Here is a 17230-nt window from a genome sequence, read left to right on the forward strand (position 1 = left end):
CGTCAGATCTTGAGCGCCACCGCCAGCCGCCGCAGTCCCTCGCGGATCTCCTCGGGCGTGTGGGTGACGAAGGAGAGCCGCATGGTGGCCGGGTCGCCGGGGCCGGCGAAGAACGGGGTGCCGGGGACGTACGCCACGTCGTGCTCGACGGCGGTGCGCAGCAGCTCGGTGGCGTCCAGGCCCTCCGGCAGCCTGGCCCAGACGAACATGCCGCCGTCCGGCCGGTTCCACGCGCTGCCGGCCGGCAGCGCCTCGGGCAGGCCGGCCAGCAGCGCGTCGCGGCGCTCGCGGTAGGCGGCGGTGACCTTCGCCAGGTGGGCGTCCAGGTCGCGGTCGGCCAGGTAGCGGGCGGCGGCGGCCTGGTCGACCGTCGAGGTGTGCAGGTCGCCGGCCTGCTTGGCGATCACGCAGGCCCGGCGCAGCGCCTCCGGCGCCCGCAGCCAGCCGAGCCGCAGCCCGGGGGCCAGCACCTTGGAGAAGCTGCCGACCAGCACGGTGCGGTCGGCGGCCGCCGGCAGGCCGGCCAGCCAGGGCTGCGGCTCACCGCTGTAGCGCAGCTCGCCGTAGGGGTCGTCCTCGACCAGCCACAGGCCCTCGCGCGCGGCGACCTCGGCGACGGCGCGGCGGCGCTCGGCGGGCATGGTCCGGCCGGTCGGGTTCTGGAAGTTCGGCACCAGGTAGAGCAGCTTGGGGCGCTCGGCGCGGACCAGCTCGGCCAGCGCCGCCGGGTCCACCCCGTCCTCGTCGGTGGGCACCGCCAGCACCCGGGCGCCGGCCAGCCCGAAGCACTGCAGCGCGGCCAGGTAGCTGGGGTCCTCGACCAGCACGGTGTCGCCGGGCTCCAGCAGGGTGGTGGCGAGCAGGCCGATCGCCTGCTGCGAGCCGGTGGTGACCAGCAGCTCCTCGGGGCCGGTGGCCAGGCCGCGGGCGGTCAGCCGGGCGGCGACCGCGGCGCGCAGCGCGGGGTCGCCCTCGGTGATGGTGTACTGCAGCGCCTGCTGCGGGCGCTCGGTGAGCACCCGGTCGTAGGCGGCGCGCAGGCCCTCGGCGTCGAACAGTTCGGGCGCGGGCAGGCCGCCCGCGAAGGAGATCACCTCCGGCCGGGCGGTCAGCGCCAGGATCTCGCGCACCGGCGAGGCGCCGACGGAGGCGGCGCGGGCGGCTAGGGCAGGGGCGTCGGCTCGGGTCGTCATGCCGGCCAGCCTGACAGAGACGATCACATGTCGGCAGTGAACGACCAGAGTTCGGTCAAGAACGACCGATAGTCAGTACACCAGGTACGCAGGCCGGTGCCCCTCGTCCTGGATCTCCCCCGCCGCCTGGGCCCGCAGCCGGCGCGACAGGTCGTCCAGCGCCCGCCAGGCGGCGACCTCCTCGCCGATCCTGGCCAGCGGCCGGTCCTCGGTGCTGCGGACCGCCTCGCCGTGGCCCTGCAGCTGCGGCGCCCTGGTCCCGACCAGGCGGGCGTCACAGACCGTGTTCACGCCGTCTTCCTCGAAGCTCAGCTCGATGTCCCATTGGTTCTGCATGGCAGACCTCCTCACACCCCACCAGCGTCACTCCCCCACCGCCCGCCCGCAAACGCCGCCCGGCCCTTGCCCGCCCCGGCCCGCCGGACCAGGATGTGACGGACCATCACCCCACTGGAGGCCCTGATGCCGATCCTGCCCGAGCCGCCCGAGCTCCCCGAGCCCCCGGAGCTGCCGGAGCTCCGCGACCTCCCGGACATCCCCCACCTCCCCGAGCCCGGCCCGCTCCCCGACATCCCGGACCTCCCGGACGTCACCCTCCCGGAACCCTCCGTCCTCCCCGAGCCGCCCCACCTGCCCGAGCCCCCGAACCTGCCGGACGGGCCCGACCTGCCGGAGTGACCGGGCCTGGGCCGCCGCCGCCCGGTGGCGGACCTGGGCGACCACGTCGCAGGTGGTGAAGGCCGCCGCGACCTGGAGCAGCCAGGCGGACTCGGCGTCCACGGTGGCGGCCACCTCCTCGGGGAGCCAGTCGGCGGGGCCGGGCTGGGGGCGGCCCCGGCGGCGGGCCTCCAGGGCGGCGGCCAGGGCGGCCGCCTCCAGGACGGCGGCGTGCGGGCAGGCCTCGCGGGCGCTGTCGGCGATCCACTGCGGGAGCTCGGCGGGCAGGTAGGAGCGCAGCGCGAGCTGGCCGTCGCGGATCTCGATGATCCGGCGGTAGAGCGCGAACTCGGCGGTCCGCAGCGGCGGCCGGCGCCGGGCCGCCGGCGCCAGGGCGATGCCGGGCAGGGCGGTGTGCAGGGCCGACCAGAGCGGTTCCAGCGCCCGGTACCGGCGGCGGGCCCGCAGCCAGCGCAGCGGGGCGGTCAGCCGGGCGCCCCAGCGGGTGGCGCCCCAGACCGTGACGGTCGCCCCGCCCACCGCCAGCGCGGCGCAGACCGCGGCCAGCAGGTTGGAGGGCGCGTCCTCGCCGCTGCTCTGGCTGCCGTGCAGCAGGATGTCGGCGATGTCGTCCAGCGCCCACAGGCTCCAGACCATGCCGACCCCCGCGGCCGCCGTCATCAGCCGCAGCCCGGTGCGGACCAGGCCGGCCCCGGACCGCCGGGTCTGCCGGGCCAGCGCCGTCCCGAGCACCGCCAGGCAGCAGACCAGGTAGGCGGCGAAGAGCGCGGTGTAGCCGGCCAGCGACCAGCGCCCGAGCACGGTGCGCACCACCAGCGTGCCGCCCCGGCTGACCGCGTGCGCCCCGTGCAGGCAGAGCGCCATCACGGCCGGCACCGCCAGCGCGGCGGCCAGCTGCCACCGGATCCGCCGGCGCAGCCCGGGCCGGACGGCGGGCTCGCCGCGGCTCCGCAGCACCAGGGCGATCAGCACCAGCAGGCTGACGGCCGTGGTCTTCAGCGCGTCGCCGAGCAGGATGGTGGAGTCCGGCCCGCCGCCGAGCCGGCGCAGCGCGGCCAGCGTGGCGGGCGCCAGCGCCACCAGTCCGCCGCCCATGCAGAACGCGAAACCGACCGCGTAGCGCTGCGCGTGGTCGCCGGGCTGGGCCCGCACGGGGCCCAGCCGCAGCACGGCGAAGAGCAGGAAGAGCGCGGCGGAGAGGTAGGCGGCCAGGTCGGCCGGGCCGAGCTCAGCCACCGCTGCCGCCGGGGCCGGGCCGCTCGGGCACCCCGAAGACCGAGTCCGCCCAGGAGAGCTGCCGGTCCGTCACCGGCGCGGGCGCGCCGCGGCGCTGCACCCGGTGCAGGATCATCGAGGCGACCAACTCGGCCTCCTGCTCCTGCGGTTCGGCGTAGACGGTGCGCCCGAGCACCCGCTGCACCAGCGCGCCGGACAGGTTGGGCAGCAGCGCCTCGGCCGCCGAGAGCCGGCTGCCGGGGTTCTCGTGGTGCCCGCACAGCAGGTGGGCCGCCTCGTGCAGCAGGATGTGCTGCTGGTGCAGCGGGGTGGTGTCGGCCAGGTAGAGGATGCAGTCGGCCCGGTCGGTGGTGACCAGCAGCCCGCAGGGCAGCTGTGGCCGGGCGGTGACCGGGATCAGCTCGATCGGCCGGCCGCGCCGCACGGCGAGCAGCCTGATGAACTCGGCGGCGTCGAACGGCTCGGGCAACTCCAGCTCGTCCACCCGCCGTCGGCACTGCTGCCAGAGCCTGCGCCGCTGCCGGCCGCGCCTGCGCTCGATCCAGCTCCGCACCGCTGCCCCTCCCGCCCCCGGGGCCGACCCGCCCTGCCCGGCGAGCGCGACCGCCGCTCCGTTCGCCTGCCGCCGCGCCGCACCGCGCCGGCCGCTCGGCGTCACTTCCCGCCGGCGCTCTCCCGGCGGGCGATCACGTCGATCAGATCGCTGATGGTACCGACACCCTCCGGCGAGAGGTTGACGGCGCGCAGCGCGACGCTGCGCACCCCGGCGTCCCGCAGCGCGCCGAGCAGCTCCAGCTCCTGCGCGATGGCCGCACCCTGCTCGTCGTCGAAGAAGTACGCCACCGGCACCTGGAAGAACTGGGCCAGTGCCTCCAGGTGGCGCTTGGTCGGATTGTCCCGCCGACCGGTGCGCAACTGCCAGAGGTAGGTGGCCGAGAAGCTCTCGCCGGTGGCTTCACGGCAGGCCTTGGCGACCTCCTCGTGGCTGTACTGCTCGCGATTGGCGCGGCGGACGACCCGGAACAGGCCGTCGATCTTCTCCGCCAGCGTCGTGGCCTCCGCTTCCGACATCCCACACCTCCAGGACCGCCCCCGTACCACTCCAGCACGCGCGGACGCAGCATTCGTTGCCGTTCATCCTAGTTCAGCCGGTGACTCGCTGTCAGTGCCGGACGCGCCCGGCCTGCGCCGCGCAGCCCTTGCCCTGGTCCGGGGATCGGAGTTGGATGGCCGGTACCGGACGATCCGCGCCGCTGGGCCCGCCGGCCCGGCCCGGCCGAGGAGTACCGCCATGATCACCGAACTGGCCTTGGAGCACGTCGAGTTCACCTGCGGCCACTGCTGGCACCAGTGGGCCGCGGACTACGAGGTCCTGCACTACCGGGACGAGGACGGCGCCGACTGGGAGAGCTTCTCCAAGGCGGGCATCCCGACCGGCTCCCCGTACGAGACGGCGGGGGCGCCGGCCTGCCCCCAGTGCCACCGGCACTGGGTCGGGCACCTGGCCGAGCGCCACCTGCTGCCGCTGCCGGAGCGGGCCGGCCGGGGCTGACCGACCGGGGCTGACCGGCCCCTCAGACCGCGACCGCCTCCGCCATCTCCTCCTCCCGATCGGCCGCGGCCTCCGCCGGCCGCCCGCGCCGCTCGTACCGGGCCGCGCCCGCCAGCAGCGCCACGCCGGCCGCCAGCCAGAGCACCAGCGAGAGCACCCGGCCGGCCAGGCCGGCGCCGCCGTCGAAGTAGAGGATCGACCGGGCGCCCTCGACGAACCCGGCGCCGTCGTAGAACCGGTGCAGCCAGCCGAACAGCGCGGGCTGCAGCTCGGGGCGGAAGACCCCGCCGGAGCTGGTGAAGTTGAGCATCACGAAGAGCACCATCAGGGCCAGCGTGGTCCACCGCTTGAGGAAGCTGTGCAGGGCGGTGCCGATCAGCAGGATGCCCGCCGAGTAGAGCCAGGCCAGCGCCCAGACTGCCGCCAGGTCGTGGTCCACCACGTGGAAGACCGGTCCGGCGGTGACGGTGCCGATCAGGCTGACCGCCAGCGAGACGCCCACCCCGATCGCCGCCCGGGCCCGCACCGACAGGGCCGCGCCCGCCGCGCCGATCACCGCGACGCTGCCGTAGGAGCCGATGCTCAGCGCCACCAGCAGGAAGAAGAGGCCCTGGCCGGTCGGGTCGCCGGGTGCGGTGGGCACCAGGTCGGCGGTCCGCAGCGGGGCGCCCTGGGCGGCCGCCACCTCGCCGAAGGCCTGCTGCGCGACGGTCGCGGAGGTGTCCGAGTCGGCGGTGGCGACCAGCAGTTCGGGGGCGTGCGGGTCGGGCAGGTAGGCGCCGACCAGCTGCCGCTGCTCGACCTGGTGCGCGGCGGCGGCCCGGTCCGCGACCACGGCGACGTCCAGCGCGCTGCCCGCCTTCTGCTGGATGCCCGCGGCCAGCGCGGTGGTCTGCGGTCCGCTGCCGACCACGGCGACCTTGAGGTGGTGCGGGGCCGGCTGGTGGAAGGCGCCCTGGTAGGCGAGCGCCATGCCCAGGCACATCAGCAGCGGGGTGAGCAGGTGGGTCAGCAGGTGGGTGAGGGTCTGCCGGGTGGCTGGAGCCATGATGCGGGCCTCCGGTTGGCAAGTACAACTGACATGGGTGGCTTTTACAACCTCTTCGGATGCACTATACAACCGTCAGCCCGAACGGCTCATTCCCGCCGCCCGCACGAACCCCGCCCTGGCCCCGGCCCCCCGCTACGGCACCACGGTCACCGGCCAGCGCCCCGCCCGCACCAGCCGCACCGCCAGCGAGCCCAGCAGCCGGTGCCCCAGCTTCTCCGAGGAGCCCACCAGCACCCCGTCCGCCCGCAGCTCGTCGGCCAGCGCCGCGATCTCGGTGAACGGATCCCCGGCCCGGCTGACGAAGCTCGCCGCCACCCCCCGGTCCCGGGCCCCCTGCTCGACCTGCCGGCGCAGCTCCTCCGCCGTCTCCTCCGACCCCTCGCGCAGCGCCTGCGCCGCATACGCGCTGGTCCCGGCCAGCGCGCCGACCGTCTGCACGTAGACCGCGACCAGCCGGCTGCCCTGCCGCCGGGCCAGCCCGCCCGCGTAGGCGGCGGCCCGCAGCGAGGTCACCGACCCGTCCACCGCCACCAGCAGGGTGCTCGGTCCGTCGGTCCCCAACTCGAAAGTCTCCCCGGTCTCCATGGCGCCAGTATCACCCGGCCGCCCGCCGCTCCCGCGGCCGGGCCGCCGCGAGTCGCCCGGCACCCTGCGGGTGGGAAAATGGGGCCTGTGCGGAGAGCCCGCTTCGAACGGTCGGTGGCCATGGACGCGGTCGGACAGGAGAGCGGCGACGACGCCCGGCGCTCGGCGGCGGACGTCCCTGCGGAGCGCTCCGACGGCCTGCTGCTGGTGCCGATCGCGACCGCGCTGATCCGCCAGGACGGCCGCATCCTGCACTGGAGCGCCGAGGCCGAGCAGCTGCTCGGCCACACGGCCGAGGAGGCGGTCGGCGCCCCCGCCGCCCGGCTGCTGGCCACCGACGAGCAGCGGCCCGAGGTGCTGGAGCTGTTCCAGCGGATCCTGGCCGGCGAGGCCTGGTCCGGCGTCCACCCGGTGCTGCACCGCTCCGGCCACCTGGTCCGCCTGGAGTTCCGCACCCATCCGGTGACCGGCCCGGACGGCGAGCCGCTGGTCCTCGCGGTCGCCTCCGACGTGACGGCGGTGCGCCGGATCCAGGCCGACCTCGCGGTGCTGGACGGCTTCTTCAGCCAGTCCCCGGTCGGCATGGCGGTCTACGACGAGGAGCTGCGGTTCGTCCGGCTGAACGACGCGCTGGCCGCCGTGAACGGCATGCCCGCGGCCGAGCACCAGGGCCGGCGGATCACCGAGCTGCTGCCCGGGATCAACGCCAGCGAGATCGAGGCGGTGATGCGCGAGGTGCTGGCCACCGGCCGTCCGGTGCTGGACGCCCGCTCGCTCGGCCGCACCCCCGGCGATCCGGCGCACGACCACGCCTGGTCCGCCTCCTACTTCCGGCTGGAGGACCCGCCCGGCCAGGTGCACGGGGTCTGCTCCACCGTCGTCGACGTGACCGACCGCTACCGGGCCGAGGCCCGGTTCGCCCGGGCCCAGGAGCGGCTCGCCATCCTGGTGGACGCCACCGCCTCGATCGGCACCACCCTGGACCTGCGCACCACCGCCCGGGAGCTGGCCGAGGCGATGGTGCCGCGGGTGGCCGACCTGAGCGGGGTCTTCGTGCTCGACCCGCTGGCCGGCGACACGAGGGCCGCCGCGGCACCGCCGGGCGCCGCGCTGAGCGTGCGCCGGCTGGCGCTGGCCGCCGCCGACTCCGCCTACCCGGTGGACCACCTGCCGCTGGACGAGGTCTACCAGGTGCCGCCCGGCTCCGCCTACGCCCGGGCGATGGCCGGCGGGCGCACCGTGGTCGTGCCGTCCTGGGAACTGCCGCCGCTGACCGGCGACCTGACGACGGTCCAGCTGCGCCAGTACCTGGGCCGGCGGTCCCGCTCGGTGCGGATCACCCCGCTGGTGGCCCGCGGCACGGTGCTCGGCATGGTGGTCTACTCGCGGCGCGGCGAGCGGGAGTCCTTCGCCGAGGCGGACATCACCCTGGGCGACGAGCTGGCCTCCCGGGCCGCCGTGGCGATCGACAACGCCCGGCTCTACACCCTGGAGCGGCAGGCCGCCGAGGACCGCCGGGAGGCGCTGGTGGAGACCCGGGCGGCGACCGGCCGGCTGGCCATGCTGAACGAGGCCTCCAGCCGGATCGGCACCACCCTGGACCTGGCCCGGACCGCCGAGGAGCTGGTCGAGGTGGTGCTCGGCCGGTTCGCCGACTTCGCCACGGTGGACCTGCTGGACGCGGTGCTGGAGGGCGACGAGTCCCCCGTGGTGCCGCCCTCCGGCTCGGCCACCATGCGGGCGGTGGCGGTCGGCGAGCTGAACCACGAGGGAGCGCTGACCGGCGCCGCAGACCCGGTGGGCGGCACCTCGCAGTCCGCCGCGCTGTACGCGCAGAGCCTGCGCACCGGCCGGTCGATCCTGGTCGCCGAGGTGGACGAGGAGAACCTGGCCACCATCGTGGCCTCCCCCGACCGGATCCAGCCGGCCCTGGAGGCCGGCATCCACTCCTACCTGATGGTCCCGCTGGTGGCCCGCGGCCGGGTGCTGGGCGGCGCCGAGTTCATGCGGCTGCGCAACCCCGAGCCGTTCACCGCCGAGGACGTGGCGCTGGCCGAGGAGCTGGCCGCCCGGGCCGCCGTCTGCATCGACAACGCCCGGCTCTACCGGCGCGAGCGGGACACCGCGCTGACCCTGCAGCGCAGCCTGCTGCCGCAGCTGGTGCCGGAGACACCGGGCCTGGAGATCGCCCACCGCTACCTGCCGGCCAGCCAGCTCAGCGAGGTCGGCGGCGACTGGTTCGACGTGGTGCCGCTGCCCTGCGGGCGGGTCGCCCTGGTGGTCGGCGACGTCACCGGGCACGGCCTGCGGGCGGCCGCCACCATGGGCCAGCTGCGCACCGTGGCCCGGACCCTGATCACCCTGGACATGGATCCGGCGCGGGTGCTGCGGCGGCTGGACGAGGCCGCGACCACCGCCACCGAGGGCGCCGGGCAGGGGCAGTACGCGACCTGCGTCTGCGTGGTGCTGGACCCGGTGGACCTGGTCGGCACGGCCGCCTGCGCCGGGCACGTGCCGCCCCTGGTGACCGGGCCGGACGGCGAGCCGCAGGTGCTGGAGCTGCCGCCGGGCGCGCCGCTCGGCGTGGGCGGGGTGCCGTTCGAGAGCGTGGAGTTCAGCCTGCCGCCGAACGGCCTGATGGTGCTCTGCACCGACGGGCTGATCGAACGCCGCAACCGCGACCTGGACGAGGGCCTGGAACTGCTCCGGCGCACCGTGGCCGAGCAGCACGGCGACCTGGAGCAGGGCTGCGACGCGCTGCTGGCCCGGCTGGTCACCAGTGAACGGGAGGACGACATCGCGGTGATCATGGCCCGGGCCCAGGAGATCGGCCCGGACCGGATGGCCACCCTGTCACTGCGCGGCGACCGGGCGCTGGTCGGCCACGCCCGCCGGTTCGCCCGCCTGGTGCTGGCCGGCTGGGGCCTGTCCGCGCTCAGCGACCAGACCGAGCTGCTGACCAGCGAGCTGATCACCAACGCCCTGGTGCACGCCGGCGCGCCGACCCAGCTGCGGATCTTCCGCCACCAGGTGCTCACCGTGGAGGTCTCCGACGTGGACACCCAGGTGCCCAAGCTGCGCCGGGCGCTGGAGGACGACGAGGGCGGCCGGGGCATGCACCTGGTGAACGAGATGGCGCACCGCTGGGGCAGCCGCGGCACCCGGGACGGCAAGGTGGTCTGGTTCGAGCTGGAGCTGCCGCCCGGGCACGATGCCTGACGGCCCGTCAGAATGCCTCCGGCGAGCCGGTCAGCCGCTCCCGCAGGGCGCGCTTGAGCACCTTGCCGGAGGCGTTCTTCGGCAGCTCCGGCACGAAGTGCACCTCCTTGGGCGTCTTGTGCGCGGGCAGCCGCTCGCGCAGCCAGGCGATCAGCTCCGGGCCGCCGACCGGCTCCCGGGCCACCACCACGGCGGTGACCGCCTCGATCCAGTGCGGGTGCGGGATGCCGATCACGGCCGCCTCGGCGACCGCCGGGTGGGCGAAGAGCACGTCCTCCACCTCGCGGGAGGCGACCAGCACGCCGCCGGTGTTGATCACGTCCTTGATCCGGTCCACCACGTAGAGGTAGCCCTCGGCGTCGCGCCGGACCAGGTCGCCGGAGCGGAACCACTCGCCGTCGAAGGCGGCCGCGGTCTCGGCCGGCTTGTCCCAGTAGCCGGTGCACAGCTGCGGTGAGCGGTAGAGCAGTTCGCCGGGCTCGCCGGGCGGCAGGTCGCGGCCGTCCGGGCCGACCACCCGGGCCTCGACGAAGAGCACGGTGCGGCCGGCCGAGCCGGGCCGGTCCGGGTGCTCCTCGGGACGCAGCACGCTGGCCAGCGGGGCGATCTCGGACTGGCCGAAGGCGTTGTAGAAGCCGGTGCCGGGCAGCGCCGCGCGCAGCCGCTCCAGCACGGGGGCGGGCATGATCGAGGCGCCGTAGTAGGCCTTGCGGAGCGCGCCCAGGTCGGCGGCCGGGAACCCGGGGTGGGCGGCCAGCGCGGTCCAGACGGTGGGCGGGGCGAAGAAGGAGGTCAGCCGCTCGCGCTGGAGCAGGTCCAGCACCTCGGCCGGATCCGGGGTGCGGATCAGGTGGTTCTCGCAGCCGAGCAGCAGGCCGGGCAGCAGGAAGACGTGCAGCTGGCCGGAGTGGTAGAGCGGCATGGCGTGCAGCGGGCGGTCCTGCTCGCGCAGGTCCAGCGCGAGGGCGGCGGAGAGGTACTGGTGCAGCAGGGCCCGGTGGGTCATCATCGCGCCCTTGGGCGCGGCGGTGGTGCCGGAGGTGTAGAGCAGCTGGGCCAGGTCGGTGTCCCGGACCGGCACGCCCGTCTCCTCGGCCGGTCCGTGCTGAGCCCGCGTCAGCAGCTCCTCCAGGGTGAGCCGGTGGCGCGGGCCGCCGTCGGCCGGGAGGGTGGCGGCCAGCTCGGCGAAGTCCGCGTCGTGCAGCAGCGCGGCGCTGCCGGACTGCTCGGTGAAGTAGCGCAGCTCGGCGGCGGTGGAGTTGTAGTTGACCGGCACGTGGACCAGGCCGGCCCGGCCGCAGGCGAGGAAGAGCAGCAGGTAGGCGTCGGAGTTGCGGCCGAGCGCGGCCACCCGGTCGCCGGGGCGCAGGCCGAGGGCGAGCAGCCGGCCGGCCGCCCGGGTGACGGCCAGGTCCAGCTCGCGGTAGCTCCAGGAGCGGTCGGTGCCGGGCGCGGTGAAGCGCAGCGCCCGCCGCTCGGGGGTGCGGGCGGCGGAGCGGCGGAGCAGGTCGGGAACGGTGCTGGGGTGGGCGAGGTTCATCTCGGGATCCATGGTGGGGATATTTCCGGACAGCCAAACGGCTATGTTGCGATCTTCATAAAAAGCTCACGGCGTGCCGATCCGGGTTGACCCGTCTGACGTGCGATTGTCCGTCTATCGGACGGTCAACTCCGCTCCCGCTGACGTCCGGTGCACCTGACCCCCTTGTCCGAAAGGGCATGGACACGATGGAATGCGGAGGCTTGTCGGGACGGGCGTTCCAGAGGCACGCGTGCGTCCGACCCCGGTACGCGCGCTCTGAGCACGCCTCCTGACGTCTTATCAGACGAAAGGATGTTCATGATCGGCTGGCGCAAACCGCAGCTAGCAGCCATCACCCTCACCGCAGCCTCGCTGGTCCTGGCTTTCGGGACCTCCGCGAACGGCGCCCCGGCCGCCCCAGCCCCGAGCGCCCAGGCGGCGTCGGAGAGCGGCGCCCCGACCCCGGTGATCGTGATCCTGAAGGACCAGCTCACCAGCGCCCCGGCGGACGCCGGCCACCTGGACACCCGCAAGAAGGAGGCGAACCAGGCGCAGGCTCCGCTGCTGGCCAAGGTCCGCGCGGGGGGCGGCACCAACGTCAAGAGCTTCGTGGTGGGCAACGCCTTCTCCGCCACCGTCAGCCCGGCCCTGCGGGCCCAGCTGGCCGCCGACCCGTCCGTCGCCCAGGTGATCGCGGACGAGACCGTCCGGGTGACCCCGCCGGCCCCGGCCAAGAGCGGCACCGACCGCAGCGACGCGGGCAGCAGCTCGCGCTCGCCGAAGGCCGCCACCGCGCCCTCGGTCGCCAAGGGCGACGCCCAGGACCCGAACGCGGTCTGCCCCAGCGACCCGGCCAAGCCGCTGCTGGAGCCCGAGGCGCTCTTCTCGACGCACACCGAGTCCAGCCCGGGCGCCCCCGGCGCGCACGAGATCGCCGACGGCACCGGCGTCAAGGTCGCCTACATCGCGGACGGCCTCGACCCGAACAACCCGGACTTCATCCGGCCCGACGGCTCGCACGCCGTGGTGGACTACCAGGACTTCTCCGGCCAGGGGTTCTTCACCCCGGCGGGTGACGCCGAGGCGTTCGGGGACGCCTCCGCGATGATCGCCCAGGGCCGGCAGAGCTACGACCTGTCGCAGTTCGTCAACCCGAGCCACCCGCTGCCCGCGGGCTGCAACATCCGGGTCGAGGGCATCTCGCCGGGCGCCTCGCTGGTCGCGCTCAAGGCCGGCGGCGACACCTTCCCGAACTCGGCGATCCTGCAGTCGATCGACTACGCCGTCACGGTCGCCCACGTGGACGTCCTGAACGAGTCCTTCGGCAGCAACGTGACGCCGGACAGCGGCGCCCACGACACCATCTCGCTCTTCAACGACATGGCCGTCAAGGCCGGTGTCACGGTCACCGTCTCCAGCGGCGACGCCGGCATCAACGGCACCGTGGGCACCCCGTCGACCGACCCCAACGTGATCTCCACCGGGGCCTCGACCGACAACCAGTCGTACGCCCAGACCGGCTACGCGGCCTTCCAGTTCTCCAACGGGACCTGGGCCGACAACCGGATCTCGGCGCTCTCCTCGGGCGGCGTCACCCAGGCCGGGCGCACCCCCGACCTGGTCGCCCCCGGTGAGGCGGACTGGGCGCTCTGCTCGCCCGACATCTCGATCTACACCGAGTGCACCAACTTCAACGGCCAGGGCAGCGGCATCCAGCCGTTCGGCGGCACCAGCCAGGCCGCGCCGCTGACCGCCGGCGCCGCCGCCGTGGTCATCCAGGCGTACCGGGACAGCCACAACGGCACGTCCCCGTCGCCCGCGCTGGTGAAGAAGTTCCTCACCGGCACCGCCGCCGACCTCGGCCTGCCGGCCGAGGAGCAGGGCGCCGGCCTGCTGAACGTCCGGGCCGCCGCCGAGGCCGCCCGCGGCTACCAGAGCCCCGTCGGCGCCCAGGGCAGCAGCACCGTCGCGGTGACCACCGGTCAGATCAACGACACCGGCGCGGCGGGCACCTCCCGCACCGCCGAGGTCACCGTGGTCAACACCAGCGCCAAGCCGCAGACCGTGACCGCGAGCAGCCGGGTCTTCGCCCCGCTGGGCGACGCCCAGCAGACGGTGCAGATCAACTCCGGCACCGACCCGCAGTTCTCGTACGCCACCAACGGCGCCCCCTGGGTCTCCCACAAGGTCACCTTCACCGTCCCCGCCGGCGCCGACCGGCTGGCCGCGTCAATAGCGTGGCAGGGTGCCCCGCAGGCCTCCGGCAGCTCCACCGTCACCCCGGTGGTCCGGATGACCCTGCTGGACCCCTCCGGCCGGTTCGAGACCAACACCCGTCCGCAGGGCGGCCCGGTCTCCCCGAACTTCGGCATCGTGGACGTCCCGCACCCGGCGGCCGGCACCTGGACCGCCGTGCTCTACACCCCGGCCGGCAGCAAGGGCTTCACCGGCCCGGTCCTGCTGGACGCGGCCACCCAGCGCGCGGTGCCGGCCGGCGCCGTCAGCCCGCAGGTCACCGACCTGGCGCCGGGTCAGAGCAAGACCCTCAAGGTGCAGCTGACCACCCCGCCGGCCGGCGGTGACGCCACCGAGTCGGTCGTGGTCGCCTCCTCCAACGGCACCACCACCAGCGTCCCGGTGGTGCTGCGCAGCCTGGTGCCGCTGACCGGCGACACCGGCACCTTCACCGGCACCGTCACCGGTGGCAACGGCCGGGCCAGCTCGCCGGCCCAGAGCTTCTCCTGGGCCTTCGACGTGCCCAAGGGCAAGCAGGACCTGCGGGTCGGCGTCAGCGTCGCCCAGGACCCGAAGCTGTTCATGCAGGGCGTGCTGGTCAGCCCGAACGGCACCCCGGTCGACGCCGAGTCCAACGCGGTCTTCGACACCAGCGGCAACCTGACCGCCACCACCGGCGGCGTCTCGGCCACCACCGTCAACCCGGCCGCCGGCCGCTGGCGGTTCGTGCTGAACATCCTCAACCCGGTCAGCGGCGCCGAGCTGGGCCAGGGCTTCACCGGCACCATCGGCCTGGACCAGAACCAGGCCAGCGCGCCCGGCCTGCCGAACTCGGCGGCCGTCCGGCTGCCGGCCGGCAAGCCGGTCTCGCTGACCGTCGACTACACCAACAACACCGCCGCGGTGCAGCAGCTGCAGGCCGACCCCCGGCTGACCAACCGGGTCAACCTGCCGCTGGTTCCGCTCGGCGGCTCGGCCACCGTCTCCCTGCCGCTGAGCGCCAGCTCGGTGGTGCCGGGCTTCCTGGTCCCGCCGGGCACCGACACCCTGACCGGTGTGGCCGCCTCCAGCACCGCGGCGCAGTTCGAGATGAGCAGCCCGACCGGCTCGCCCGACCTGTTCGGCGACCTGAAGAAGGCCCAGGACGGCTCCACCGTCTCGGTCGTCAAGGACGGCGCCAGCGCCTCCCAGCCGGTGGTCACCGGCTTCTGGGGCACCTCGGTGCAGCAGATCGGCCCGTTCCCGGCGGCGGGCGCCCCGGCCGGCAGCTCCACGCTGACCGCCTCGGCGCACACCCTGGCGTTCGACCCGGCGCTGAGCTCCAGCACGGGTGACCCGTTCGCGGCCTCCTGGAACGCCGCGGCTCCCGCGGTCACCCCGGTGACCGTCCAGCCGGGCGCCTCCGGCAGCCTGCAGGTCACCATCACGCCCAAGGGCGCCAAGGGCAGCGTGGTGCACGGCGTGCTCTACCTGGTCTCCGGCCCGGGTGGCGCGGTGCTGGCGAACAACAGCTTCGCCACCACCGGTTCGGTGCTCGCGCAGCTGCCGTACAGCTACACCGTGAGCTGACGCTCCACCGCTCCACCGCTCCACCAGGCGAGGCCGTCCCCTTCCCGGGGGCGGCCTCGTCCGGCTGTGGCAAGCTTCCGGGGTGAACGACGCAGCTCAGCGCAATCCGATCGGCGCCCACGTCCCGGTGGCCGGGCGCGGCCTGGTCGGCACCGGCCTGGCCTACAACGAGCGGATCGGCGGCGAGGCGGTCCAGGTCTTCGTGGCCAACCCGCGCGGCTGGGCCACCCCGGCCGGCAACCCCGCCCAGGACGAGGCCTTCCGCACCGCCTGTGCCGAGCAGGGCGTGCCCGCCTACGTGCACGCGCCCTACCTGATCAACTTCGGCTCGCCCAACCCCGCCACCCGCACCGCCTCCACCGACTCCCTGCGCCACTCGCTGCGCCGCGGAGCCGCGATCGGCGCCCTCGGCGTCGTCGTCCACACCGGCTCCTCGCTCACCCCCGACCGGCGCGCCGAGGCGATGGCCCAGGTCCGCGCGGACGTCCGCCCGCTGCTCGACGAACTCGACGACGCCTCCCCCTGGCTCCTCCTCGAACCCACCGCCGGCCAGGGCGCCTCGCTCTGCTCCCGCCTCGAGGACCTCGCCGAGTACCTGGACGCCCTGGACCGCCACCCCCGGGTCGGCATCTGCCTCGACACCTGCCACGCCTTCGCCGCCGGCCACGACCTCGCCGCCCCCGGCGGCGTCGACGCGGCCCTCGCCACCCTCCTCACCGCCGCCGGCCCCGACCGCCTGCGCCTGATCCACGCCAACGACTCCAAGGACGTCGCGGGCGCCCGCAAGGACCGCCACGCCAACATCGGCGACGGCCACGTGGGCGCCGACCCGTTCCGCGACCTCCTCGCCCACCCGGCGACGGCGGGGGTGCCGTTCATCCTGGAAACCCCGGACCGCTCGGCGGCCCCGGGCTTCGGGCACCGGGAGGACGTGGCGCGGCTGAAGGCACTGCGCGCGGAGGCGGCGGCACAGGGCCGCTGACCAGCACGGCATATGCGGAACGCGCCCCGGCACCTCCGCCGTGCCCCTGCCGGGCGCGGGTCGCCGCCCCCGCCGCCACCTGGCTGGCAAGGATCCGGCAAGGCCGCGTCAGGGGTTCCGCCAGGCGACCGGAGTACCCCCGAAGTGGCTGCGTGTCTCACCGCCGCAGCCCCAGTGCCAGACCAAGGGGGAAACAACCATGTCGTCGATCCAGCAGCGCTCCGGGCCGGTCCGGCGCGATCCCACGCAGTGGAGTTCGCTGTCCGAGATCAAGCGGGTGCTCGTCGTCATCCACACGGCCGTCTACGGGCGCCGCCTGCAGGACGTGATCCACCTGTTCCGAGCCGACCTGCGGGTCGGCGTCCAGTTCACCGTTGCCCCGCACGCCTTCAACAGCGGCACCGAAACCGTCCTCGCCGATCTCGGCAGCACCGCCATCCCGTGGGACGAGGCCCGCCGCACCACCTTCGACCTCATCCTGACCGCAGGCTCCCAGGGCATGGAGCAGTTGACCGGCCCGGTGGTCCGCCTCCCGCACGGTGCGGGGCACATCAAGCTCTCGCGCCCGCAGGACGGCGCCGAGCGGACCGTCGGCGGCTTCGGCCGGCGCTACCTCACCTGGGAGGGCCGGGTGGTGCCGGTGGCCTTCGCTGTCGCGCACGACGAGGACCTGGCGGCGATCGGGCGCTGGTGCCCGGAGGCACTGCCGATCAGCGAGGTGGTCGGCGACGCCAGCTACGACCGGATCGCTCTTGGGCTCGGCCACCGTGCCGCCTACCGGCGGGCGTTGGGGCTGGGCGAGGACGAGCGGTTCGTGCTGGTGAGCTCGACCTGGGGGCTCGGCTCGGCCTTCAACCGGCTGGATTCGCTGCTGCCCCGGCTGCTCACCGAGCTGCCGGACCACCGGGTGGCGATCCTGGTACACCCGAACGTCTGGTCTAACTACGGCTCCTGGCAAGTCCGTTCATGGCTCGGGGACGCCCTCGGCGAGCGAATCGCGCTGGTGCCGCCGCACCACGACTGGCGGCCGCTGCTGATCGCCGCCGACTTCGTGATCGGTGACCACGGCTCGGTGTCGCTCTACGGCACGATGACCGGAGCACCGATCCTGATCTCGCGCTACCCGTTCCGGTCCGTCAACCAGGACTCCCCCGGCGCCCAGCTCGCCCGCACAGCACCGGCGCTCTCGCTGACCGCGCCGCTGGCCCGGCAGCTCGAGTACGCGGCCGAGCGGTACCGGCCCGACGATTACCGGGTCATAGCAAGCCGAATCTCCTCCCAACCGGGGGCCTTCAACTCGAACACCCGTCGACTCCTGTACCGCATATTGGAGTTGGGCGAGCAGGCACATCGGCCCGATACTGAACCCCTCACCCTTCCGGTACCGCTCGGCGCCAAGGAGATCTGA

13 protein-coding genes are annotated in these 17230 nt (G+C 74.6%); 5 read left to right on the forward strand and 8 right to left on the reverse strand.

Annotated elements, in window-relative coordinates; translation table 11 throughout:
• Positions 1 to 2 precede the first annotated feature (2 nt).
• The 5 genes from ACFYNO_RS00910 to ACFYNO_RS00930 all read right to left on the reverse strand — a co-directional run bounded on the left by ACFYNO_RS00910 (position 3) and on the right by ACFYNO_RS00930 (position 4178).
• On the reverse strand, positions 3 to 1193 hold the full coding sequence (locus ACFYNO_RS00910) for a PLP-dependent aminotransferase family protein (RefSeq protein WP_388003017.1): 1191 nt from the start codon (positions 1191 to 1193) through the stop codon (positions 3 to 5).
• A gap of 72 nt (positions 1194 to 1265) precedes the next feature.
• Complete coding sequence (locus ACFYNO_RS00915; RefSeq protein WP_388003020.1) at positions 1266 to 1529, reverse strand: dsRBD fold-containing protein; 264 nt, start codon at positions 1527 to 1529, stop codon at positions 1266 to 1268.
• Positions 1530 to 1556: 27 nt separating this feature from the next.
• Positions 1557 to 3107: an MAB_1171c family putative transporter gene (locus ACFYNO_RS00920; protein WP_388003023.1), complete on the reverse strand. Its 1551-nt coding sequence runs from the start codon at positions 3105 to 3107 to the stop codon at positions 1557 to 1559.
• Complete coding sequence (locus ACFYNO_RS00925) at positions 3100 to 3660, reverse strand: ParH-like protein (protein WP_388003026.1); 561 nt, start codon at positions 3658 to 3660, stop codon at positions 3100 to 3102. Before ACFYNO_RS00925 ends, ACFYNO_RS00920 begins: the two co-directional genes overlap by 8 nt.
• A 101-nt stretch (positions 3661 to 3761) precedes the next feature.
• Positions 3762 to 4178: an XRE family transcriptional regulator gene (locus ACFYNO_RS00930; protein ID WP_388003029.1), complete on the reverse strand. Its 417-nt coding sequence runs from the start codon at positions 4176 to 4178 to the stop codon at positions 3762 to 3764.
• Positions 4179 to 4398: 220 nt separating this feature from the next.
• Here ACFYNO_RS00930 and ACFYNO_RS00935 point away from each other — a divergent pair, with 220 nt between their 5' ends.
• Positions 4399 to 4659, forward strand: coding sequence for a hypothetical protein (locus ACFYNO_RS00935; protein ID WP_388003032.1), 261 nt, complete (start codon positions 4399 to 4401; stop codon positions 4657 to 4659).
• 22 nt (positions 4660 to 4681) lie between these two features.
• Here ACFYNO_RS00935 and ACFYNO_RS00940 read toward each other — a convergent pair whose 3' ends face one another.
• Together ACFYNO_RS00940 and ACFYNO_RS00945 are read right to left on the reverse strand one after the other, a co-directional pair.
• On the reverse strand, positions 4682 to 5707 hold the full coding sequence (locus ACFYNO_RS00940) for a hypothetical protein (protein ID WP_388003035.1): 1026 nt from the start codon (positions 5705 to 5707) through the stop codon (positions 4682 to 4684).
• A 135-nt stretch (positions 5708 to 5842) separates the two neighbouring features.
• Positions 5843 to 6295, reverse strand: a complete 453-nt coding sequence (locus ACFYNO_RS00945; RefSeq protein WP_388003038.1) for a universal stress protein — start codon at positions 6293 to 6295, stop codon at positions 5843 to 5845.
• A 120-nt stretch (positions 6296 to 6415) separates the two neighbouring features.
• Here ACFYNO_RS00945 and ACFYNO_RS00950 point away from each other — a divergent pair, with 120 nt between their 5' ends.
• Complete coding sequence (locus tag ACFYNO_RS00950; protein ID WP_388003041.1) at positions 6416 to 9514, forward strand: SpoIIE family protein phosphatase; 3099 nt, start codon at positions 6416 to 6418, stop codon at positions 9512 to 9514.
• Positions 9515 to 9521: 7 nt separating this feature from the next.
• On the opposite strand, the gene ACFYNO_RS00955 is transcribed toward ACFYNO_RS00950, so the two are convergent.
• Positions 9522 to 11066: a fatty acyl-CoA synthetase gene (locus ACFYNO_RS00955; protein ID WP_388003044.1), complete on the reverse strand. Its 1545-nt coding sequence runs from the start codon at positions 11064 to 11066 to the stop codon at positions 9522 to 9524.
• A 288-nt stretch (positions 11067 to 11354) separates the two neighbouring features.
• On the opposite strand from ACFYNO_RS00955, the gene ACFYNO_RS00960 reads away from it, so the two are divergent.
• The 3 genes from ACFYNO_RS00960 to ACFYNO_RS00970 all read left to right on the forward strand — a co-directional run bounded on the left by ACFYNO_RS00960 (position 11355) and on the right by ACFYNO_RS00970 (position 17230).
• Positions 11355 to 14840, forward strand: a complete 3486-nt coding sequence (locus ACFYNO_RS00960) for a S8 family serine peptidase (protein ID WP_388003047.1) — start codon at positions 11355 to 11357, stop codon at positions 14838 to 14840.
• Between the two features lie 82 nt (positions 14841 to 14922).
• Positions 14923 to 15822, forward strand: coding sequence for a deoxyribonuclease IV (locus tag ACFYNO_RS00965; protein ID WP_388003050.1), 900 nt, complete (start codon positions 14923 to 14925; stop codon positions 15820 to 15822).
• Between the two features lie 199 nt (positions 15823 to 16021).
• Positions 16022 to 17230 (forward strand): hypothetical protein, encoded by a 1209-nt coding sequence (locus ACFYNO_RS00970; protein WP_388003053.1) that lies wholly within the window; start codon positions 16022 to 16024, stop codon positions 17228 to 17230.

The sequence above is a fragment of the Kitasatospora sp. NPDC006697 genome, assembly GCF_042869935.1.
Lineage (GTDB): Bacteria > Actinomycetota > Actinomycetes > Streptomycetales > Streptomycetaceae > Kitasatospora.